Below are 22,096 nucleotides of genomic sequence, written 5' to 3'. Positions count from 1 at the left end.
AGGTGATAAAACATGATTCTCGTGCAAGCGAATGATATACGCAAGTCATACGGAACGGACGTGATCTTGGACGGCGTATCGATCGTCGTGCAAGACCGCGAGCGGGTCGGGCTGATCGGGCCAAACGGGGCCGGGAAGTCGACCTTTTTAAAAGTGATCGCCGGCGAGATATCCTCCGACTCGGGCACGATCCACATGTCCAAGGAGACGACGGTCGGCTATCTGGCCCAGACCTCGCAGATCCACTCGGAGCAGACGATCTGGAACGAGATGATCACCGTCTTCGCCGATGTCTACCGCATCGAAGCGAAGATGCGCGAGCTGGAAGTGCTGATGGCCGATCCGGCGTATTATGAAGATGAAGTCAAATACGGGCAGCTCACCGACCAGTATGCGCGGCTCCAGCAGGAGTTTACCGACCAGAACGGGTACGCGGCAGAAGCGAAAGTGCGCGGGATTTTGCACGGGCTGGATTTTCCGGAAGCGATGCACGGGCGGCTGGTCAACTCGCTGTCCGGCGGGCAGAAGACGCGCCTGCAGCTCGGGAAGCTGTTGATCACCCAGCCGGATCTGCTGATTTTGGACGAGCCGACCAACTACTTGGACATCAAGACTTTGACCTGGCTGGAAGATTATCTGAAAAGTTATCCGGGCGCTCTTTTGATGGTCTCGCATGACCGCTATTTTCTCGACTCGCTGATCAACGTGATCTACGAGATGGAGCGCGGCCGCACCAAGCGCTGGAAAGGCAACTACTCCGATTTCCTGGAGCAGAAGGCGGCCGACCTCGAACAGCAGATGAAGCGCTTCGACCAGCAGCAGTCGGAGATCGCCAAGCTGGAAGACTTCGTGCGCCGCAACATCGCCCGCGCCACGACGACGAAGCGCGCGCAGAGCCGCCGCAAGATGCTGGACAAGATCGACCGCATCGACCGCCCGACCTTGTCTCAGGAGCAGGCGCATTTTTCGTTTAACATCGACAAGCAGAGCGGCAACGAAGTGCTGGTCGTGGACGACGTGTCGCTCGGCTACGCGGACAAGGTGTTGTCGCATGACCTCAACCTGAACGTCTTTCGCGGCGAACGCATCGCGCTGATCGGTCCGAACGGGATCGGCAAGACGACGCTGCTCAAGGCGATCAACAACCGCCTGAAGCCGCTGCACGGACGGATCAAGCTGGGCACCAACGTGTCGCTCGGGTATTACACGCAGGAGCAGGAAGACCTCACACCCGGCAAGAGCGTGCTGAACGAAGTCTGGGACACCTACCGCAACTTGGAGCAGACGCGGGTGCGGACGGTGCTTGGCAACTTCCTGTTCTCCGGCGACGATGTGACCAAGCCGATCGCCGCCCTGTCCGGCGGGGAGAAAAGCCGTGTGGCGCTGGCCAAGCTGATGCTGCTTAACGCCAATTTCCTGATCCTCGACGAGCCGACCAACCATCTTGACCTGTTGAGCAAAGAAGTGTTGGAAAATGCGCTCGACGATTATCCGGGCACGCTCCTGTTCATCTCCCATGACCGCTATTTCGTCAACCGCCTGGCGACGCGCGTCGTCGAGCTGTCCGAAGACGGCATCACGTCCTACCTCGGCAACTACGATGATTATGTGGAGAAGAAGGCCGAACTGGAAGCGGAGCGCAAAGAGCGGGAAGAAGCCGCCGCTGGCAAGAAACAGCAGCAGCAGGAAGCGCCGCTCGATGACTACCAGCTCCGCCGCCAGCAGGAAAAAGAGCAGAAGCGCCTCGCCAAAAAGCGCCTTGAGCGTCTGGCGAAAGTGGAAGCGCGCATCGCCGAGCTGGAAGAGCAGACCGCCCAGCTTGAAGCGGACCTCTGCCTGCCGGAAGTCTTCAACGACCACGTTGTCGCTGCTGAGAAAAACGCTGCTCTGGAAGCCGCACAGACCGAACTTGAAGCCCTGATGGAAGAGTGGGCCGAGCTGGAAAGCGAATAAAAAGCATGCCCGTCACGGGCATGCTTTTTCATTATCCCTGTGTTATGATATGACCATCTTAAGTTGCATTCATTTATTTAGTCGCAGAAAGCAGGTGTGGAGTATGACTGCACTCAAAAACAGCAGGGCTTATTTGTACGTCAACGCATTGTCCGAACTGGGCGTGCGGATGGATGTGATCGCGATGGGGGCGCTGATTCTGGTCGCGACAGACGGGAGTGCGCTGTGGCTGTCCGGGATGCTGTTGTCCGGCGTGCTCGGCGGGTTTTTGTCGAGCTTGATCTCCGGGGTGGTCGCCGACCGCTTTGAACGGCGAAAGATCATGATCTTCGCCGACATCGCCCGCGCCGCACTGATCTCGACGCTGATCTTTGCGCCCGACCCGTGGCTGATCCTGCTGGTGCGCTTTGCGATCGGGCTCTGCTCGTCCTTTTTTGAAGTCTCGTTCCGCGCCGAATTGCCTGAAATTTACGGCAAAGAGCGGGCGCTGGCGATCAACGCGCTCGTCTCCCGGCTCAGCTCGATCGCGATGGTGATCGGCTTCCTCGGCGGCGGTTTCCTCTATCAGAAGTTTGGCTACCAGGCGGTGTTTGCGTTTGACGCGATCTCGTACCTGCTCTCGGCCGCCTTTTTGTACCGCGTGCAGTGGAACAAAGTCGAGTCCAAGCCGCTCGGGGCAAAAGTGCTCTCCCTGCGCCGCGACTTCCGCGATGTGGCCGCGTATTTAAAACTGCACCCGGTGCTGTTCACCGTCTTTTTCGTGTATGTGATCGACACGTTTGGCTCCGCATCGCACAACCTCGGCATTCCCCTCCTCGCGGAGATGGTCGATGCGGAGCGGCAGGCGTTTTACTATGGGCTGTTCTGGTCGGTCTGGGGCGCCGGGAACGTTGTCTCTTCGTTCCTGATTCCCAAGCTGAGCTTTTTCCGCAAGAATCTTGCTCTAACCTATTTGTACTCGACGTTTGGCTTGTCGTTTGGGTTTATCCTGTTCCTGTCCTCGACGACGGTGCCGTTGATTTTGCTGTTTGCGTTCCTGACCGGTATCTTCGACGCTATTTCGGTCACGTCGAAAGCGACTTTGCTGCAGCAGAGCGACAACGAGATTCGCGGGCGGATCATGGGCGTGTCCGGATTCCTCAACCGCACCGGATTTGGCATCGGCTTTCTGGTCGCGCCGCATGTGCTGGCCGCGACTTCGCTTTCGGTGATGGTGATGATCTTCCACGGGGCGATCATCTTGTCGCTGTTCGCAGGTCTTGGCAATCTGCGCATGAAAGGCGGCAAGCAGAGCATTTCGCTTTAACACAGGGGAGGTGCTTCATGGAGCGAGTCCAATTTGCTGACGAAATGCAGTTTCGCGCGGCTGCCGAACGGTTGTTTGCCGAACAGCAAACACGCATCCTCGCCGTCTTGCCTGCCGCCGACATCCAGCATGTCGGCAGCACGGCCGTCCCCGGCTCGCTGACCAAAGGCGACCTCGACATCCAAGTCCGCGTCGCCGAGGCTGATTTTGAAAAAGCGGTTGAGGTGCTGTCCGAACTGTACGAGCTCAATGACGGCAGCATCCAGACGGACAGTTTTCGCGCCTTCCAACAGGAGACGCTACCCCCGCCGCTGGGGGTGCAGTTGACGGTGATCGGCAGCGACTACGATTTTTTCTGGAAGTTCCGTGAGCTCATGCTGGCCCATCCGCATTATGTGGTGCTGTACAATCAACTGAAGAGTTATTTCCAAGGAAATGATCATGACGCCTATCGGATCGCCAAGCACGACTTTTTCAAAAAGTTGATCGAGACGCCGGAGTTTCAGGCGTTACGTTGAACATCGCCCCTTGCTGCCGCGCAGGGGCTTTTTCTTTTTGGGCAGATTTGGAAAAGTTTTTATACATAACTATATACAAAGTATGGAATTGAGAGTACAATAAATGCAGAGATTCCCATGTGAGGGGTGAACGGGTATGTTTGGAGTGTTGAAGGACAGACGGATTCAGTATTTGTTGACGGCGAACGTGTTCTCGTCGATCGGGTCGGGGATCACGATGATCGCCGTGCCGTGGCTGCTCGTGAATCGGGCGGGTGGCGATCAGATTTTTGGGTATGCGACGCTGTTTTCGACGTTGCTGCTGTTTTTTGCATCGCCGTACATCGGGGTGCTGATCGACCGGATTTCGCGAAAGAAGACGTTGTTGTTCGCGGAGTATATGGGACTGACCACCGTGCTGGTGTTTGCCTTGTGGGGATATGTGACCGGGCAATTTGAGACGTGGCAGTTGATTGCGATTCATTTTGGCGGGTCGCTGTATTATTCGATCTACTTCCCGACGAAATTTGCGTTTATTCAGGAGATATTTGATAAAGGGCAGTACCGGTCGCTGAACTCGGTGCTGGAGGTGCAGAACCAGTTTGCGACGATGATCTCCGGCGGTCTGGCCTCGCTGGTCATCGACAAGGTGTTTCTGTCGCATCTGCTGGTCGTCGATGCGATGACCTATCTGATCGGCGCGGTGTTGATTTTCCTGGTGCCGTATCAACCGCAGCGCAAAGACAATGCGGCGGCGAACGTTTCGTTTTTTGCAAATATCAAAGAGGGCTATCACTACCTGAAGACGAAACCGCTGCTCAATCTGTATCTGATCTCCGCTTTGATGCCGTTTATCGGGGTGATGATGGGCAACTATCTGTTCCCGATCTATGTGACCAAGACGCTTGGCGCCAGCGCTACGGTGCTGGGCTTAGGCAGCACGATCTATGCGATCGGCGCGATCGTGGCGGGTCTGACGATTCCTTATCTGATGAACAGGTTGAATTCCTATCGCACGACGATTGCGACCGGCGTGGTGTATGCAGTCGCGATCACAATGACGGCCATGTTCCCGGCGGCGCTGATCTTTATCGCGATGCAGTTCCTGCACGGCTGGGGCAACGCCGGGATTCGCGTGGCGCGCAACACGGTGCTGATGGAGATCGTGCCGAACCACCTGATCGGGCGGATCAACTCCTTCTTCAACGCCTTTGGGATGGCGATGCGCGTGTCGCTGCTTACCTTGTTCACGCAAACGATCATCTACACCGGCGCTACCGGTTCACTCTACATCCTCAGCGCCCTGATGATCACCGCCGCCATCGGTGTCGTGTCCTCCCGCAAGCTGTTCTTCCCCGGCCCGGATTCTTCATCGACCGTGCCAAAAAACAACGCCCTTTCTTAGACAAGAAAGGGCGTTTTACTATTCTGCCTGCTACTACCCCTCCTGCGGCGACGTGTTGGGGAACGTCAGCGGAAGGGTGCTGACATCGACCAAGACCGGGCCGGGGAGGGCGAAGGCTTGCTCCAGCGTTTGGTCGAGCTCGGCGGAATCGGTAACTCGGAAACCGGCCAAGCCGCACGCTTCGGCGACTTTGACAAAATCGGGGTTGGTCAGGTCCGATCCCAGCGTCGTATGCTGGCCGACTTTCTGGCGGTCGGTCTCCATCTGCAGGTTGCCATTGTTGACCACGACCACGGTGAGGGGCAGGTTGTAGCGCGCCGCCGTCGACAGGTCGGCCAGCGTCATGCCGAGACACCCGTCCCCGACCAGCGCCACCACTTGCCGCTCCGGCTGGATCAGTTGAGCGGCCATCGCCGCCGGCAGCCCAAATCCCATCGAACGCCACGTCCCGGAAAACAGCGTCTTCTGCTCCCCGCTGCCGGCGAAGATCCGGCTGAACCACACCGTATGATCCCCGGTATCTACACACAGCACCGCATCGTTTGCCACCGTGTTCTGCAGCGCCCGCACCAGCCTGGCCGGATGCACCGGCGTCCCTTCGGTTGTCGCTTCTTTCTCCACTTGCGCATACCACTTCGACCGCTGCTGCCCGACATAGGTCAGCCATTGCTCATTTTGCTCATGCCCGGCCATCCGCTTGGCCAGCTCCGGCAGCACCTGCCCGGTCGCGCCGACCAGCCCGAGCTCCACCGAAAAGCGCGTCCCGATGTTCGCCGCCGCATAGTCGATCTGAATCAGTCTGGCTGTCTCCGGCACATACCCTTCCGGCCACCACGTGTCCCCGGCGAGCAGCACCACGTCCGCTTTTTTCAACAGCTGCGACGCCTGCGGACTGCCTCCTTTGCCGATGCCGCCGAGCAGTTGCGGGAAACTCTCCTCGATCATCCCTTTCGCTCCCAACGACAGGATCAGCCCGGCGCCCCACGCTGCACAGAGCCGCACCACATCCCCGGCAGCTTCCCGCGCCCCGATCCCGGCAACGACGACCGGCTGCTGGGCGGTCTTCATGATCGCCACCGCCTGCTCGACATCCTGCGGGTTGAACTGCACCACGCCTTTGACCAACTGCGGCGGCTTGCGCACCGCGTTGGTCTGCTGCTGGCTCCACAGGTCTTTGGGCACCGACAGATGTGTCACCGCGCCCCACTCCATTGCTGTGTGCATCGCTTTCGTCACCAGCTCCACCGTCGCGTCCGGCGCGGAGAGCAGCGCCGAATACGCCGCCAGCGGCTCGATGAACACCTGCTGGTCCAGATACTGCTTGGTGTCCGTCCCGATCTTTTTCGTCGGCACCTGCCCCGTGATCGCCAGCACCGGCACCTTGTCCTGATAGGCGTCGCCAAGCCCGTTCAGCAGGTTCGCCATCCCCGGCCCCGATGTCGCGATGCAGACGCCGAGCTTGCCGGTCAATTTCGCCTCCGCCGAGGCCATAAACGCTGCCGTCCCTTCATGCTTGACGGCGACAAACTGAATCGAAGAGCGCTCTACCGCATCCAAAAAGTCCAAAAACGTATCGCCCATCACGCCGTAGATGCGCTCCACGCCCCACGCTTCCAGTTGTTTGACAAAAGTATCGGCAACCGTCATAATCTGCATGGTTGGCATCGTTGCCGCTTGTATGCTTTGCTGAACCTCACCTGTCACCATTTCTGTCGAACCATCCTTTCCCATTGCCAAGATCAACGTTAGGATGTTCGCAAAAACTGACTGGCATACCCATACCGTACATCACGAGATTCTGCTACAATAGATTATACCTATCATTAACGATATCAATGACGGCGGTGAATCTGACATGAAAACGCTCCGCGATACTCTTAATTTCGTCGAATCGAAAATCTTGCCCGTCAACCATGTCGATCATCGTTTTCGTCTCGAAAACATCGAATTCGAGCTGGACCAGATTCGATTGCGAGCCCGGCTGCTCACTTCTAATGAACAAGACTACATCATTCACTGCCGGTATTCTTACAACCAACGCGCTTTTGCCCTCTGGCAGATGATCGACCACGAGGAAAATGAGTTTGTCGTCGTCGGCATCGTTTCCAAGACTTTGTTTTACTTCGCGCACCGCGCCACCGTCTCGATCATCGAAGCGCTCGGCTATGAAATTGCATAAAAAAGGCAGACCCTGCACCATAGCCGGGTCTGCCTTTTTTAGTTCAGCTCCGGACGGAGCAGCAGCTTCGCATCGATCGCATCCATAAACGGGTCGTCAAACACGCGCAAGATCCAGAAGCCCACGCCATGCAGATTGTACCGCTTCGCCAGGCCGATCTTCTCCTGCACCCCTTGCGCAGTCTCGCTGTAAGCGTTGATCCCGAGGATCAGCTTCTCCGGGCCGACCGCTGCCACCGCCGCGCGAATGTCATCATCGATCTTATCGACCGGCTGCGGGAGCTTGTCTTCAACATAGGAGTATGCCATGATAAACAGCGCATCGGCCGACGCCGCCAGCGCCTTGTAGTCATAGCCACGGTACCAGCCGTGCTCCAGCGGTGACACGACAACGGTCAGCTGCTTGCCTTTGCTGTGCAGCACATCGGCGACCCGCTTCACAAACGCCGCATACTGCGCCCGCACGGTGGCGATGTCTTTCGATCCGGTCGGGGCCAGCGCTTCAAAGTCGAGATACGCGCCCCCGATGCCCTTTTGCACCAGCAAAGCAGCCAGGTCGTTCGCAAAGCGCTGCTGCAACGCGACATCGTTCAGCAGCTTGGTCAGCTCGCCCTGCTCATTGACCGAAAAGACCATCAGCGACGTGTCGACGCCCGCCGTCTGCACTTCCTGCATGAGCTCCTCCGCGCCTGCTGCCGGCCACTGGTATTCGCTCTCATCGGTGACCAGCACTCCATTAGCATCCAGTCTGCTCCATGTAAAAGAGGCCTCGTCAAAGTACGGCAGATACTCCTTCTGCCCGTACGAACCCAAGCCGTAAAACACCATCGTATGCAAATCCCGCTCTTGCGACTCCATGCTCACCGTCTGCGTTTTGTCGTTCCAGCTGACTTGCGCTCCGGCGTGCTCGCTGAAAAAGCGCAGCGGAATCAAGCTGCGTCCTTCTGTGATAAACGGCGCCACATCCAATTGGACAGCCTTGCCGCCTACCCAAGCGGTCTTGTTGCCAATCTGCATGCGCAGTTCCTTGCCGCCGCTCTCGGCGATGACCGTCGAGGTCTTCGGCTCCCATTCCACCTTGATGCCCAGCGCTTCGGCCAGCGGCCGAAACGGCACCATCACACGATCTTTATATAAAATTGGCTGCGGATCGATCGGCAGGTGATACCCGTCCAGCACCACAGACGGCGTTTGCACCGCGCCCATCGCCATCCCAACCGCTTCCGCTCGCTCCGTAAACATCCCGCCTGGCACAACCAGCGACAAGGCGGCGATCAGACTCACCCAAAATCGTTTCATCTGCAACTCTCCCAACCCTCATTGCGAATCTACTAGTTTTGTATATTTTACCATAGATAAGCCTATGAGCGGCGTGGGACTATTAGACTAATTCTTACTAATTCTGACAGACAAGAGTAGACAAAAAAAGACAGGAGCCATCTGGCTCCTGTCTTTGATAATAGCGAATCATATTTAGCGTATAGACACATAGCGAATCGATGTTGTAGCAGATAACTCATTGCTATGTCTATATATTACAGTGGAGTGAGAAATTTGTCAAACGCATTTCGACAAAAACTTCATGAAAACGCGCTTATTGCTTCGCAGCCGCCGATTCCTTGTTCGACTCTTTGAGGCACTGAATGCCTTTTTTGGCGAGACGGTAGCTCTTTTTCATCGTGTGTTCGTCTTTGATCTTGTCATAGTATTTCTTGTTGTCGAGCAGGATATACTCGTTGGTTTCCAAAAACTCTAACAATTGGCTGCACGCGCTCTCCGGGATCGCCAGCACTTCGCGCAGCTTCATGAACAGCCAGGAACGGCCGAGGAACACTTCCGGGTTCTCCTGGAATTTGCGCTCCCAGTTCTCGATAAACTCCAACGCGCCGATGATGTAGTCTTCGATGTTGTATTCCTTGACTTGAATGTTCAGGAACTCCAGCAGGTCGACCGCGCGGTGCGCATAGGAGGTGATGTCGTAATGTTTGGAAGCGGCGCTTGGCACATAGTACAATTCGACATGTTTCCCCTTGTACATCAAGCGGCTCATGATCGGGATCATGTCGCTGTCCGCCGTGACAAACACGTAGCAGGAGATGTTCGGGTCGGTGTACGTCGTTTCGATCGCGTCGAGGCAAAGCTCGATGTCGGACGCGTTTTTGCGGTGTTCGTCTTTCTTGCCGTTGGCGTAGACGTGGCGCAGCTGAATGCGCTTTTTCTGCAGCGATGTCATGTCGCAGGCGATCTGCTCGAAGTCGCCAAACGCCTTAAACACGCGCACATTGTCGCGGTCGTACGTGTTCCACAGCTGGGTGAACAAGTTTTTCTCTAAGTTCTTGTCATCCGGGTCGTGGAGATAGCTGTTCTTCAGCGTCCAGTAAACGTTGTCATAATCGACATAGATCGCGACATTTTCCAGCTGGCTGTGCTTCGCCCAGACTTTCTCCGACTTCATCGCCGTCTCGCCGATCGTCTCGGCCAGCATGTTCACCATCTCCGTCGGAGTCGGGCGGCGGCGGGCGCCGTTCGGCTCCGTCACGATCAGGCCATTCGCTTGCAAGTTATCCAGCAAAGTTCTCCCTCCTTCTTCCTGAGAAACAATTTCAACAGCAACTCAATACTTCCTTCATAAAAAAAGAAGCTGTCACAAGACAGCCTCTTTTACGCGTTTTTACGCGGCTTTTTCAGCGTCTGCACACAGAGATAACACAGCGTCCCGAACAGACAGGTAATGATCGCCGAGTGGGTCAAGGTCGCATACAGATGCAGCTGCTTGAGCACCACGAATCCGCCGGAGATCACTTGAGCTGTGATCAGCACAAACACCAGAATGCTTGCGACATACAGATCGCGGCGCGTGTTCTTGTAGCGCTTGAGCGTCAAAACAAACAGGATCGTCACCAAAATGAACAAGGTCAGCGCCCCGAGGCGGTGCACAAAATGCACGGCGACCAGACCCTGCAGCTCCGGGATCAGCACGCCTTCCTGGCACAATGGCCAGCTCGGGCAAGCCACGCTCGCGCCGGTGTGGCGGACATAGGCGCCGAGGTAGACCACTCCGTAAGCAAACAGCGCGACGAACCACGCGTACAGCCGGTAGCCGTTCGACACGGCCGTCTGGATCAGGCTCTGCGAACGGTTCTGCTGCAAAATGCAGATCGTCAGCAGCAGCACGCCGGTAAACGCCAGCAAGGAGAACCCGAAGTGCAGCGCCAGCACCGGCGACGACTGCGGTTTGATGACAGCAGCAGCGCCAAGCGCCGATTCAACCATGATGAAGAAAATGCCGAACAGGGCGAGATTGCGGACTTCCTTGTTGCCTTTGTTTTTCCACCAGGCGAGGAGCGAGAACAACAGCACCACAACGCCTGCCACACCGGTGATCATGCGGTGCATGTATTCGATCATCGACGAGATCGTGTATTCCGGCACCCACTTGCCGTTGCACAGCGGCCATGTGTTGCCGCATCCCATGCCCGACTCCGTTTTCGTTACCAATGACCCTGCGATCATGACCAAAAACATGATGATCGTCGCGACATAGGCTAACACTTTCAGCCATTGCGTACTTTTCGTACTCATTGAAGGAATCCCTCTTTCTGCGAAACAGAAACTCTCTTCTTAACATAAAGTACAACCCACGCTGAGACAAGACCGTTATCGCTGGGAATTATGTATATCCGATGACAAAAAAGCCGCCAACTCCGAAGAGCTGACGGCTTTTTCCTGTTGTGGACATGTGTGGCCGGGTTAGCAGCCTTGATGCCCGTGTCCTTCTTGACCGCCCACCGGTACGAACAGGAAGAACAGAACGAAGATGATCAGAAACACAACCGCCCAATGCGTGTATGCGCCAAAGACTCCGTACATCGTTGTTTCCCCCTTTCCGCTGGTGATACGTTATCCTATGGCGCGGGAGGGAAATCGGTGGCGGCGCCTGCCTATTTTGTCCAGCTTATTTTTGCTCTTGTTTTCGGTCGCGGATGCGGATGAACGGACTGAGCAGCGCAAAGATCAACGTGCCGAGCAACACGCGCACCCACCAGGACACACCAAAGTCGCTCAAGACGAGGTTGATCAGGATCAACGTGGCGAACATGAGAAACAGATTGCCCGCGCGTACCATACCCCATCTCCTTTCTGTACATCACCCGAGCTTGCTGCTACTTTTCATGTATATGAGTGGGAAAATTCGATTATGCCTGTTGCAGAACGACACCACTATATAAAAAAACGAGCGCTCTCAGGCACTAGTTTCTTTTATTGCTTCCTCCAGCAACGTAACCCCCAGATGCAGCTCGGCCGACGTGACGATCAGCGGCGGCAGCAGGCGCAAGGTGTGCTCCCCGGCCGACAGCACCAGCAGGCCGTGGTCGAGGCACTTGCTGACCAGCGGCGCTACCGGGCGGTCGAACACGAGCCCTTGCAGCAAGCCTTGTCCGCGCACGCCGATGATGAACGGATACTTCTCTATCAGCCGCTGCAGACGGCCCTGCAGTTCCTCGCCCATCTGCACAGCATGGGACAAGAGCTCTTCCTCCTCAATCGCCGTCAGCACGGCCAGAGCGGCCGCCATCGCCAGCGGATTGCCGCCAAATGTCGACCCGTGCGTGCCCGGCGTAAACGCCGCAGCCACCTCTTCCTTAGCCAGCATCGCGCCAACCGGCACGCCGTTGCCAAGCCCTTTGGCCAGCGTGATGATGTCGGGCAGCACCCCGGCGGATTGGAAACCAAACATCTGCCCCGTGCGTCCGATCCCCGTCTGCACCTCATCGAACAGCAGCAAGATCCCTTTGGCGTCACACAGCTCGCGCAGCCCCTGCAGGAACTCCGCCCCCAGCGGCAGCACGCCGCCTTCGCCTTGCACCGGCTCCACCAAAATGGCGCAGGTGTGCGCCCCAATCGCCGCTTCGATCTTGCCCAGCTCTTTTTCCACATACGTAAAGCCCGGCATCAGCGGCGCAAATCCTTCCTGAAACTTCGGCTTGCACGTCGCGGTCACCGTCGCCAGCGTCCGTCCGTGGAACGAGTCGTGCAAGGTGAGGATCTCAAACTTCTCTGCCCCGTGCTTTAACTGGCTGTAGCGGCGGGCCAACTTGATCGCCGCTTCGTTCGCCTCCGCCCCCGAGTTGCAAAAAAACGCTTTGGGCAGCCCCGACAGCTCGGCGAGTTTGCCCGCCACCTGCTCCTGCAAGGGAATCTCATACAGATTGGACGTGTGCAAAAGCATCCCGGCCTGCTCCTGCAGGGCGGCCGTCACTTTCGGATGGGCATGGCCGAGGTTGGTCACGGCGATGCCGCTGGTGAAGTCAAGATACTCGCGCCCCTCCGTATCCCACAGCTTGCTCCCTGCCCCTCTGGCAAACGCGACCGGCAGCCGGGCATAGTTGTTCATCAGGCTGGTCATCTCTGTCATCCCCCTCTTCTAACGGTGTACCAGCGTGCCGACGCCGCGCTCCGTGAAGATCTCCAGGAGCAGCGCATGCGGTTCTTTGCCGTTCAAAATGTGCACTTGCTGCGCACCGCCATGCAGGGCGGCAAGGCAGGCTTCGACTTTTGGCACCATGCCGCCTTGGATCGTGCCGTCGGCGAGCAGCGCATCCACTTCCTCCGGCGTCACTTGGTTGATCAGTTCGCCCGCTTGTAAAATGCCGGGCACATCGGTCAGCAAAATTAGCTTTTCCGCGCCCAGCGCCGCGGCAATCGCGCCTGCCGCGCTGTCCGCGTTGATGTTGTAGCGCGCGCCCTGCTCGTCACAGCCCAGCGGCGCGATCACCGGCAAAAAGCCGTTTTGCAGCAGCGCATGAATCGGCTCGGCATGGACCGCCATCACCTCGCCGACGCGCCCCAAGTCGCCTTTTTCATGTGTGATCTTCTGGGCGGCGAGCAGGCCGCCGTCGACGCCGGTCAGCCCGACCGCTTTGCAGCCGCCCGCGTGAAAGGCCGCGACGAGCTGCTGGTTGACGAGGCCGCCCAGCACCATCTCCACCGCTTCCAGCGTCGGCTCATCGGTCACCCGCAGCCCGTCGATAAACTGCGCCTGATGCCCAAGCCGCTCCAACAGCCGGTTGATCGCTTTGCCCCCGCCGTGCACAACGACCGGATACAGGCCGACCTGCTTCAGCCAGATGATGTCGAGGATCACCGGGTCGATCTCGCCGCTGTCCGGCTCGATCGAGGAACCGCCGTATTTGATCACGACGATCTTTCCGGCAAACTTCTGAATGTATGGTAACGCTTCGAGCAGAACGTGCGCTTTTTCAGCAGGCGTCAGGGTTTCTGTCTGAGTCATCGTCATCATGTCCGCTCCCCCTTACGTCCGGTAGCTCGCGTTGATGCGCACATAGTCGTAGGTCAAGTCGCAGCCGTACGCCGTGGCCGACGCATCGCCGAGGTTGAGGTCGACGGTGATCTGCACGGTGTCGCCGAGCAAATGCGCTTTGGCCGCCTCTTCATCGAAGGACAGCCCCATGCCGTTTTGCGCCACGGGCACGTCACCGAGCCAGATGTTCACGCGGCCAGCATCAAACGGGATGCCCGAATAGCCAACCGCCGCGAGGATGCGCCCCCAGTTGGCATCTGCGCCAAAGACGGCCGTTTTGACCAGGGAGGAGCCGACGACTTTTTTCGCTGCCTGCGTGGCAACGCTGACGCTGACCGCTCCCTTGACATGCACCTCGACCAGCTTCGTCGCGCCTTCGCCGTCGCGGGCGATGTCTTTGGCGAGCTTTTCCGAGACATGGCGGAAAGCGGCGGCAAAATCGGCCCAGTCCGGATGCGCCGGGGTCAAGGTGTGATTGTCGGCCAAGCCGTTGGCCAGCACCAGCACCATGTCGTTGGTCGATGTGTCGCCGTCGACGGTGATGCAGTTGTAAGTCTGGTCGGTCGTCTGGCGCAGCAGGGTCTGGAGCGCGGCCGGATCAACTTTTGCATCGGTGGTCACGAAGGCGAGCATCGTCGCCATGTTCGGGTGGATCATCCCCGACCCTTTGGCAGCGCCGCCGATCGTCACCGTCTTGCCGTCGATGGTCAGCTGCACGGCGATCTGCTTGAGGCAGGTGTCGGTGGTCAGCATCGCTTCGGAAAAATCATCGCCGCCTGCCTCCGATACCCCTCCGGCAGCTTGGGTGATGCCTTGCTTCAGCGTCTCCATCGGCATCGGCACCCCGATCACGCCGGTCGACGCGATGGCGACCGCATGAGAAGGCAGGCCAAGCTCGGCGGCGGTGTGGCTTTGCATCGCTTTGGCGTCGGCATCGCCTTGCGCCCCGGTGCAGGCGTTGGCGTTGCCGGAGTTGACGACGATCGCCTGCAGGTACGGCATGGCTTGCAGCTGCTGTTCATTTTGCGTGACGCAGGCGGCGCGCACGGTGTTCATCGTAAAAACGCCGGCCGCGGCAGCCGGCACCGTGGAGAGGAGCAGCCCAACATCCTTTTTCTTGCGTTTGATCCCAGCATGCAGCCCGGCCGCCTGATAGCCAAGCGGGGCTGTGACCGACCCTTTCGGCAGTACCGTATAGGCGGCTTTTTTCACCATCATGTTCACGTTGCAGTTCCCCCTTGTGGTTGGTTACAGATAGACCGGCGCGTGTAGCAGGCCGGTCGTTTGCGGCAGGCCGCAGAGCAGATTGGCATTTTGGATCGCCTGCCCCGCCGCGCCTTTGATCAGGTTGTCGATCACGCCGATCACCGTCACGCGGCTCGTGCGCGGATCGACCCGCAGGCCGATGTCGCAAAAGTTGCTGGCGCTGACGTCTTTGGTCGCCGGCATGCTCCCGTTTGCACGGATGCGGACGAATGGCTGGTTCTGGTAGGTCTCTTTATAGATGGCAAGCACTTCTTCGGTCGACAGGTCCTGTGTCAGCTTGGCATAAGACGTCGCCATGATCCCGCGCGTCATCGGCACGAGATGTGTCGTGAAGGACAGCGTGACTTTGGCCCCGTGCTGCTTCGTGAGCACCCCTTCGATCTCCGGGATATGCTGGTGGACGCCGACTTTGTAGGCTTTGAAATTCTCATTGATTTCCGCAAAATGCGTGCCCGGCGACAACGCTTTGCCGGCGCCGGATACGCCCGATTTGGCGTCGACGATCAGGGACTCGGTGTCGATCAGCCCGTGCTGCACGAGCGGAAGCAGGGACAGAAGCGTCGCCGTCGGATAGCAGCCCGGATTGGCGATCAGGCGGGCCGGTGCGATTTCGGCTGCATAAAATTCCGGCAGACCGTATATCGCCTGATTCAAGACCTCGTGGGTCGGCGGCGTTTTATGATACCACTCGGCATAGTCCGCTTGGGACAGCCGGTGGTCGCCTGCGAGGTCGATCACTTTCAGGCCGGCGGCGAGCAGGTCGGGCACCAGCGCGGTGGACAGCCCGGACGGCAAGGCGAGAAACGCCAGGTCGGCCTGGGCTGCCAGTTCGAGCGCATCAGCCCGCTGGAGCGGATCATGCACCAGCCCTTGCAGGTGCGGGTACACCTCGGTCAGCATCGCCCCTGCCTGCGAGTCGGACGTGACAGCCGTCACGTTCAGCTCCGGGTGCTGCATCAACAGCCGCACCACTTCCAATCCTGTATATCCGGTCGCACCGATTACGGCAACGTTCATCCCTCTTCACCTCGTTTTGATTTCACAATATGCATTATTATACATAGATATGTATAAGTACGCAACCGAAACGTTGATTGACAAGGGACGGGTCCGGCTTTTAATGTAAGAGGTAGAAAAGACTTGAAAAAGGGGTGAGCGGCATGAACGGCACGCTGCCGATCGCAACGCCGGAGCTGGCGTTGCGGGTGGAGTCTGCGGAGCATGTGGGGCTGATCAAGCGTTTGGAAGCCTTTCAGACGGACGCATCGAAACGGGACGGAGTGGGGCTGAAAAGTTTTGGGAGCGGAACGGCGCTGATTTATAAAGAGTCCCCGGCCGGATTTTTTAATAAGGTGATCGGTCTGACCGAGGCGGATGTGCACCTGCTTCCGGAGATCCTCGAGTTTTACGCGGCTTACGATGTCGTCTGCCGGGTGAAGACCAATCCGGTGCTGGCCACGCCTAATCTGTTGGCGGCGCTGACCGAGCATGGGTTTGTCGTGGAAGAGTTCGCCACGTCGTCGATGTACGGGCTGGCGACCGAAGAGATTCCGCCGCTGCCGGACGGGATCACCGTGCAGAAGCTGACGATTGAAGAGATCGAGCAGTTTGCCGAGCTGTATACGCAAGCGATGGGGCTGGCTCCGGAGCGGGCAGCTTCGCTGGCCCATAACAACCGCCTGATCGCGGCGAACAACTCCGACTATCACTACTACATCGCTGCGGCGGACGGAGTTCCGGCGAGCGTGGCGATGATGTTCCTCCATGACGGGATGGGCTCGTTCTGTGCCGCCGCCACGCTCCCGGAATATCGCGGGCGGGGCTTGCAGCAGGCGTTGATCTATCAGCGCATCCAGGACGCGGCCCGCATGGGCTGTGACCTCGTCGTCGGCCAGGCGGCATACAACAGCTCCAGCCAGCGGAACATGCTGCGCTCCGGCATGGGAGTGGCGTTTAGCGACTTGGTGTTCATCAAGCAATAAAAAAGCCGTCAGCAGTTGTGAGCTGCTGACGGCTTTTTTAGTTGGCCGGCACGTACTGGAAAGCGGGCAGTCGATAAATTTTCGACACCACCATGCCGCCGATGATCGTTGCTTGAAGTTTGACCGGTGCCTCATACGTATTTACAAATCGAAAATCAAGTTCGGGATAGGAAACGGTCGCATCATGACCCGGCTGAACATAGCCGACCGGCAAGCTGTGCGTGTAGCGCTCAACGACGCCAAGCCCGGCCTCGAGCACCGAATTGTACAGCGTGGACGATACTTGGCAGATGCCGCCGCCGTAGCCCTGTTCAAATTTTTTGCCGACGATCACCGTCGCCAACTGCCAGCCGCCGCTGGGATCGTTGGAGTCGCCCAGCGTGTTGTTGAAGGAGAGCTCCTCCCCCGGCAGCAGGATGCGTCCATTGAGCTTGTCGTTGGCGAGGATGATGTTTTTCACCCGCCCTTCGGCGCTGTGCCCGGCAAGCGAGGTTTGAAAGGAGGCGACAGGTTCGCCTTTTTGACTTGGCAGTTGCTGCAGATATGCTTGATATTGGTCGTGGACCTCGCGCTGTGTGTGGTTGTCTTGCCGCGATGGGATCACGTTTTCGCCCGGGACAAATTTTTCATATTGAGGTGGAATCGGCTGCGGTCGGACGGTGACAGACTTTTGCGGCGGAGCGGTGGCAGCAGCTTCGGCCGGCTGCACAACCGGTTTGGCAAAACCTCCCGCCTGCCAATACACGCCGGTTACGACAGCTGCCGTAACCAGGCTGGTCACTGTGGTTGTCAGCACCCACAGTTTCTGCTTTTTCCTCTTGTTGTTCACCCTGCACCCCTCCATCTCCATCACTATATGGAAAGACGTGGAAGGGCATGTCTAAGTTACAGGACGTTCGCCAAATGTTCAAAATAAAACAACCCATGCGGTTGAAATCGCATGGGTTGTCTGCTAAGTGATCGATATCTGCAATTATTCTACAACTTTAAGGGTGGTCGACATGGTGCTGTGGCCGGTGCCGCAGGAAACGGTGCAGACCAGTTTCAGTTCGCCCGCTTTGTCCGGGGTGAAGGTAACCGTTTCGGTTTTGCCCGGCGCGACGTTCTTGATCTTCGCGTCTGCGCCCATCACGGTCAGGCCGTGCAGACCTTCTTTGCCGGTTACGACGAGTTTCACCGGTTGGCCGACTTTGACTTCGGTCTTGTCGAGCGTCCACTTCCAGTTGGATGCGGTTACGTTGACAACCTGCTCATTGCCGGTCGCAGTATCAGTATTCGTATTGGAATCGGTAGAACCAGAGTTCGTTTGTTCAGGGGTGTTGTTCGTGTTGTCTGCTGCTTTCTCATCGGAACCGCAACCGGTCATGATCATGCCGAATGCGACAGCTGTCGCAGCGATCAGTGCAAATTTTTTCATTTTGCGTACGCCTCCTTTATTTACAATCTCATCATACACCTTTTAGAGGGTGTTCAGTATGACATTTCGCACACCAAGAATGAACGATTTGTGAAGAGGATCACAAGTGGAAAAACCGCCGTCGCGACTGGCGCGAAGGCGGTTTTTTGACAGAATATTTGCGGTTGTGTTTGCGTTTCTTTACAGGACTTTGTTGACGTTTTCGATCACGTTTTCGACGGTAAAACCATACTCGGCAATCACGCGGTCACCAGGTGCCGAAGCGCCAAATGTATCGATGCCGATCACAACGCCGTTGTCGCCAACATAGCGCTCCCAGCCGAAGGTGGTGCCCATCTCGATGCCAACGCGCGCCTTGACGGACGGCGGAAGCACGGAGTCTTTGTATTCGCGGGACTGCTTGTTGAACAGCTCCATGCTCGGCATGGAGACGACGCGTGCGGCGATGCCTTTGTCGGCGAGCGCTTGCTGTGCTTTGACCGCCAGTGCGACTTCGGAGCCGGTGGCGATCAGGATCACTTGCGGCTGGCCGTTGGGCGCGTCAGAGAGGATGTAGGCGCCTCGGGTGATACCATCACGCGCTTTTTCGGCGGTGCCGGTCAGCACAGGCAGCTTTTGGCGGGTCAGCACCATCGCGACCGGGGTGTCATTTTGCGACAGAGCATAGCGGTACGCTTCCATCGTTTCGTTGACATCGGCCGGGCGGAGGGTGACCAGACCCGGGATGACGCGCATCGCTGCGAGGTGCTCGACCGGCTCATGGGTCGGGCCGTCTTCGCCGACTGCGATCGAGTCATGGGTCAGCACGTAGATCACCGGCAGTTTCATCAGTGCGGAGAGACGGACGGCCGGGCGCAGGTAGTCGGAGAAGACAAAGAAGGTGCCGCCGTACGGACGCACGCCGCCGTGCAGAGCCATGCCGTTCATCGCCGCTGCCATCGCGAATTCACGCACGCCAAACCAGATGTTGCGGCCGGCGTAGTTTTCCTGATGGAAGACCGGGTAGTCTTTCAAGGTTGTATTGTTCGAACCCGCCAGGTCGGCCGAACCGCCGAAGAGGGACGGGAGGTTTTTCGCGATCGCGTTCAAGGCAGCGCCCGATGCTTCGCGGGTTGCCAGTTGCGGCGCGTCCGGCTGGAAGACCGGGATGTCCTTGTCCCAGCCTTGGGGCAGTTCGTGCTTCATCGCCTGCTTCAGCTGCTTCGCCAGTTCCGGGTGGGCCTGCTCATAGCGGGAGAAGCGTTCGTTCCATTCCGCTTCTTTTTTGCCGCCTTCTGCTTGGACATTGTTGAAGTGTGCGCTGACTTCGGACGGCACGTGGAACGGCTCGTGCGGCCAGCCGTAGACTTCTTTGGTCAGGCGTGCTTCTTCTTCGCCGAGCGGGGCACCGTGTGCTTTGTTGGTGCCGGCGCGGTTCGGGGAACCGTGGCCGATGATCGTGCGGATCTCGATCAGGGCCGGGTGGTTGTGGTCAGCCTGTGCTTCACGGATCGCTTGGCCGATCGCAGCGATGTCGGTGCCGTCCTCAACGCGCAGGTACTGCCAGCCCATCGATTCGAAGCGCTTTTGGACATTTTCGGTGAACGACATGGAGAGCTGGCCGTCGAGGGAGATGTCGTTCGAATCGTAGAGCACGACGAGCTTGCCGAGGCCGAGGTGGCCGGCCATGGAAATCGCTTCGGATGCCACGCCTTCCATCAGGTCGCCGTCGCCGCAGAGCGCGTAGGTGTAGTGGTTGATGATCTCGTGGCCGTCGCGGTTGTAGGTGGCAGCCAGATGCGCTTCAGCCATCGCCATGCCGACCGACATCGCGATCCCTTGTCCGAGCGGACCGGTGGTCGCTTCGACGCCCGCTGTGTGGCCAAATTCCGGATGGCCCGGCGTTTTGCTGCCCCACTGGCGGAAGTTTTTCAGTTCTTCGAGCTCCAGACCGTAGCCGGTCAGATGCAGCATGCTGTACAGCAGTGCGGAGCCGTGGCCGGCGGAGAGAACGAAGCGGTCGCGGTCGATCCACTCCGGGTTGGCCGGGTTGTGCTTGAGGTGTTTGGTCCACAGTTCGTAGGTCATCGGCGCAGCGCCCATCGGCAAGCCCGGGTGGCCGGATTTTGCCTTTTCGATCATGTCGATCGACAGCGTGCGGATCGCGTTGATTGCAAGTTGCTCAATGTTTGCAGTCATTAGGAAACCCCTTCCTTGAACCTGAATAGGTAACGATGTAGGTATGTAAATGCACAGACTGCACACGCAAGTACTCGTAGTATGTGTATCCGGCATGCAGGCTAGCTTGGTGATTCTTTCCTCATCAGCCAGTTTAACATTGTGTCCATACCCTGTAAAGAAAAAGGGCCGCCGCCGCTTGTGCTAAGCGGGGAGCCCTTTTGTTTTGCTATTCTTCTTCGCGAGCGGTCGGGAAGGTCGGCATATCGCCGGACGTCAGGACCGCCTGCACCTGTTGGGGCACCGGAATGTTCGGGTAGTTGATCGGCTCATCAAATTCCACCCAGCTCAGGTTGACCATCAGGAGCAGGAAGCGGCGGCCCGTCTTCGGATCGCTCAGAATGATATGGTCACGGCCTGCCGTTTCGACGCGGCCGCGGAAGACGACCGAGTTCCATTCTTTGCTGCCTTCCACCGTATAGTAGAACGTGCCGACTTTTCCTTTGTTGAAACGGAGAATGTTCTCAATATAGGATTCTTCGGCAACCGCTAGTGCGCCTACTTGAAAACCGCCGGGTGCGGCGCCTGTCATGCCGGGCTGCATCATGCCCGGTTGCATCATGCCGGGTTGTTGCACCATCCCTGGCTGTTGCAGAAGCGGCTGTTGCATCATCCCCGGTTGCGCCAGTTGAGTGCCCGGCTGGTACATCGGCATCGATGTCGGCTGCATCAAAGACTGGCCACCTTGTTGTTGGCCGTATGGATTCATTTGCCGGTACTCATCATCACAGCAATTGTAGTACAAAACCATTCATCTCCTTTTAGAAGCAAATGTTCTCCCGAACGTTACACCTACATGGTATATCCGTCTATGGGTTTTTGTGACAACAAAAAAGACCCGATCTGCGTAAGATCGAGTCTTTTTCGTGTTTCTTCGTTGCCAAGCGGCGTCCTACTCTCCCAGGACCCTGCGGTCCAAGTACCATACCTCCGCTATCGCTACGGTGGTTCTCCGCTCCGCTGCGAACTCGGCACTGTTTCTATGTTCTCGTCAGACATGAAGAAAGACCCGATCCGAAATGGATCAGGTCTTTCTCTTTGCCTAGCGACGTCCTACTCTCCCAGGACCCTGCGGTTCAAGTACCATCGGCTCTGTGGAGCTTAACTTCTGTGTTCGGGATGGGAACAGGTGTGACCTCCACGACATTGCCACTAGACATGTGCGTGTTCCCTGAAAACTGGATGCGAGTAATAGTGAGTGTTGGACTTACTTAGGATAAGCCCTCGACCGATTAGTACTGGTCAGCTGCACGCCTCACGGCGCTTCCACCTCCAGCCTATCAACCTTGTCTTCTACAAGGGGTCTTACCACGTTGACCGTGTGGGAAGTCTTATCTTGAGGTGGGCTTCGCGCTTAGATGCTTTCAGCGCTTATCCCTTCCCGACATAGCTACCCAGCGATGCGGTTGGCACCACAACTGGGACACCAGCGGTCGGTTCATCCCGGTCCTCTCGTACTAAGGACAACTCCTCTCAAACTTCCTGCGCCCACGGCAGATAGGGACCGAACTGTCTCACGACGTTCTGAACCCAGCTCGCGTACCGCTTTAATG

At 57.7% G+C, this 22,096-nt stretch carries 19 protein-coding genes and 2 rRNA genes (1 of these 21 only partly in view); 6 read left to right on the top strand and 15 right to left on the bottom strand.

Annotation, left to right across the window (positions count from 1 at the left end; translation table 11 throughout):
• Window positions 1-12 precede the first annotated feature (12 nt).
• The 4 genes from CBW65_RS08885 (at window position 13) to CBW65_RS08870 (ending at window position 5,161) form a co-directional block, all read left to right on the top strand.
• Window positions 13-1,953 carry an ABC transporter ATP-binding protein gene (locus tag CBW65_RS08885; protein WP_087456512.1) on the top strand — a complete coding sequence of 647 codons (1,941 nt, stop codon included), beginning with the start codon at window positions 13-15 and terminating at the stop codon, window positions 1,951-1,953.
• A gap of 103 nt (window positions 1,954-2,056) precedes the next feature.
• Window positions 2,057-3,259, top strand: coding sequence for an MFS transporter (locus CBW65_RS08880; RefSeq protein WP_157721843.1), 1,203 nt, complete (start codon window positions 2,057-2,059; stop codon window positions 3,257-3,259).
• 17 nt (window positions 3,260-3,276) lie between these two features.
• The gene (locus CBW65_RS08875) at window positions 3,277-3,777 is read left to right on the top strand and encodes a GrpB family protein (RefSeq protein WP_087456510.1); all 501 of its coding nucleotides are present in this window, start codon (window positions 3,277-3,279) and stop codon (window positions 3,775-3,777) included.
• A gap of 136 nt (window positions 3,778-3,913) precedes the next feature.
• Window positions 3,914-5,161: an MFS transporter gene (locus CBW65_RS08870; protein WP_087456509.1), complete on the top strand. Its 1,248-nt coding sequence runs from the start codon at window positions 3,914-3,916 to the stop codon at window positions 5,159-5,161.
• Window positions 5,162-5,194: 33 nt separating this feature from the next.
• On the opposite strand, the gene CBW65_RS08865 is transcribed toward CBW65_RS08870, so the two are convergent.
• On the bottom strand, window positions 5,195-6,868 hold the full coding sequence (locus CBW65_RS08865) for a thiamine pyrophosphate-binding protein (RefSeq protein ID WP_232463470.1): 1,674 nt from the start codon (window positions 6,866-6,868) through the stop codon (window positions 5,195-5,197).
• Window positions 6,869-7,016: 148 nt separating this feature from the next.
• Between CBW65_RS08865 and CBW65_RS08860 the strand changes: the two genes are divergently transcribed.
• The gene (locus tag CBW65_RS08860) at window positions 7,017-7,340 is read left to right on the top strand and encodes a hypothetical protein (RefSeq protein ID WP_087456508.1); all 324 of its coding nucleotides are present in this window, start codon (window positions 7,017-7,019) and stop codon (window positions 7,338-7,340) included.
• A gap of 38 nt (window positions 7,341-7,378) precedes the next feature.
• On the opposite strand, the gene CBW65_RS08855 is transcribed toward CBW65_RS08860, so the two are convergent.
• The 8 genes from CBW65_RS08855 to argC form a co-directional block, all read right to left on the bottom strand.
• On the bottom strand, window positions 7,379-8,638 hold the full coding sequence (locus tag CBW65_RS08855; RefSeq protein WP_087456507.1) for a stalk domain-containing protein: 1,260 nt from the start codon (window positions 8,636-8,638) through the stop codon (window positions 7,379-7,381).
• A gap of 295 nt (window positions 8,639-8,933) precedes the next feature.
• Window positions 8,934-9,911, bottom strand: a complete 978-nt coding sequence (locus CBW65_RS08850) for an NYN domain-containing protein (protein ID WP_087456506.1) — start codon at window positions 9,909-9,911, stop codon at window positions 8,934-8,936.
• Window positions 9,912-10,000: 89 nt separating this feature from the next.
• Window positions 10,001-10,921 (bottom strand): COX15/CtaA family protein, encoded by a 921-nt coding sequence (locus CBW65_RS08845; protein WP_087456505.1) that lies wholly within the window; start codon window positions 10,919-10,921, stop codon window positions 10,001-10,003.
• A 373-nt stretch (window positions 10,922-11,294) separates the two neighbouring features.
• Window positions 11,295-11,465, bottom strand: coding sequence for a hypothetical protein (locus CBW65_RS24155; RefSeq protein WP_157721842.1), 171 nt, complete (start codon window positions 11,463-11,465; stop codon window positions 11,295-11,297).
• 117 nt (window positions 11,466-11,582) lie between these two features.
• Window positions 11,583-12,746 (bottom strand): aspartate aminotransferase family protein, encoded by a 1,164-nt coding sequence (locus CBW65_RS08840; RefSeq protein ID WP_232463469.1) that lies wholly within the window; start codon window positions 12,744-12,746, stop codon window positions 11,583-11,585.
• A gap of 18 nt (window positions 12,747-12,764) precedes the next feature.
• Window positions 12,765-13,640: an acetylglutamate kinase gene (gene argB / locus CBW65_RS08835; RefSeq protein WP_232463468.1), complete on the bottom strand. Its 876-nt coding sequence runs from the start codon at window positions 13,638-13,640 to the stop codon at window positions 12,765-12,767.
• Between the two features lie 12 nt (window positions 13,641-13,652).
• Window positions 13,653-14,879 (bottom strand): bifunctional glutamate N-acetyltransferase/amino-acid acetyltransferase ArgJ, encoded by a 1,227-nt coding sequence (gene argJ, locus CBW65_RS08830; protein ID WP_087459170.1) that lies wholly within the window; start codon window positions 14,877-14,879, stop codon window positions 13,653-13,655.
• 30 nt (window positions 14,880-14,909) lie between these two features.
• The gene (gene argC, locus CBW65_RS08825) at window positions 14,910-15,944 is read right to left on the bottom strand and encodes an N-acetyl-gamma-glutamyl-phosphate reductase (RefSeq protein WP_087456504.1); all 1,035 of its coding nucleotides are present in this window, start codon (window positions 15,942-15,944) and stop codon (window positions 14,910-14,912) included.
• 143 nt (window positions 15,945-16,087) lie between these two features.
• Between argC and CBW65_RS08820 the strand changes: the two genes are divergently transcribed.
• On the top strand, window positions 16,088-16,909 hold the full coding sequence (locus CBW65_RS08820) for a GNAT family N-acetyltransferase (RefSeq protein WP_087456503.1): 822 nt from the start codon (window positions 16,088-16,090) through the stop codon (window positions 16,907-16,909).
• Between the two features lie 37 nt (window positions 16,910-16,946).
• Here the strand turns inward: CBW65_RS08820 and CBW65_RS08815 are convergent, their stop codons facing one another.
• From CBW65_RS08815 to CBW65_RS08790, 6 genes are all read right to left on the bottom strand, one after another.
• A complete protein-coding gene (locus CBW65_RS08815) occupies window positions 16,947-17,738 on the bottom strand; it encodes a VanW family protein (protein WP_157721841.1) in 792 nt (263 codons plus the stop codon).
• A gap of 144 nt (window positions 17,739-17,882) precedes the next feature.
• On the bottom strand, window positions 17,883-18,326 hold the full coding sequence (locus tag CBW65_RS08810; protein ID WP_087456501.1) for a cupredoxin domain-containing protein: 444 nt from the start codon (window positions 18,324-18,326) through the stop codon (window positions 17,883-17,885).
• 180 nt (window positions 18,327-18,506) lie between these two features.
• A complete protein-coding gene (gene tkt / locus CBW65_RS08805; protein WP_087456500.1) occupies window positions 18,507-20,504 on the bottom strand; it encodes a transketolase in 1,998 nt (665 codons plus the stop codon).
• A 208-nt stretch (window positions 20,505-20,712) separates the two neighbouring features.
• A complete protein-coding gene (gene gerQ, locus CBW65_RS08800; protein WP_087456499.1) occupies window positions 20,713-21,213 on the bottom strand; it encodes a spore coat protein GerQ in 501 nt (166 codons plus the stop codon).
• Between the two features lie 370 nt (window positions 21,214-21,583).
• A 5S ribosomal RNA gene (gene rrf, locus CBW65_RS08795) occupies window positions 21,584-21,700 on the bottom strand.
• Window positions 21,701-21,755: 55 nt separating this feature from the next.
• A 23S ribosomal RNA gene (locus CBW65_RS08790) occupies window positions 21,756-22,096 on the bottom strand (it continues 2,588 nt past the right edge of the window).

This window comes from Tumebacillus avium (assembly GCF_002162355.1).
In the GTDB taxonomy this organism is placed as follows: Bacteria; Bacillota; Bacilli; order Tumebacillales; family Tumebacillaceae; genus Tumebacillus_A; species Tumebacillus_A avium.
The sequence above is the reverse complement of the archived record's forward strand: the minus strand, read 5'-3'. Positions and strand labels throughout refer to the sequence as shown.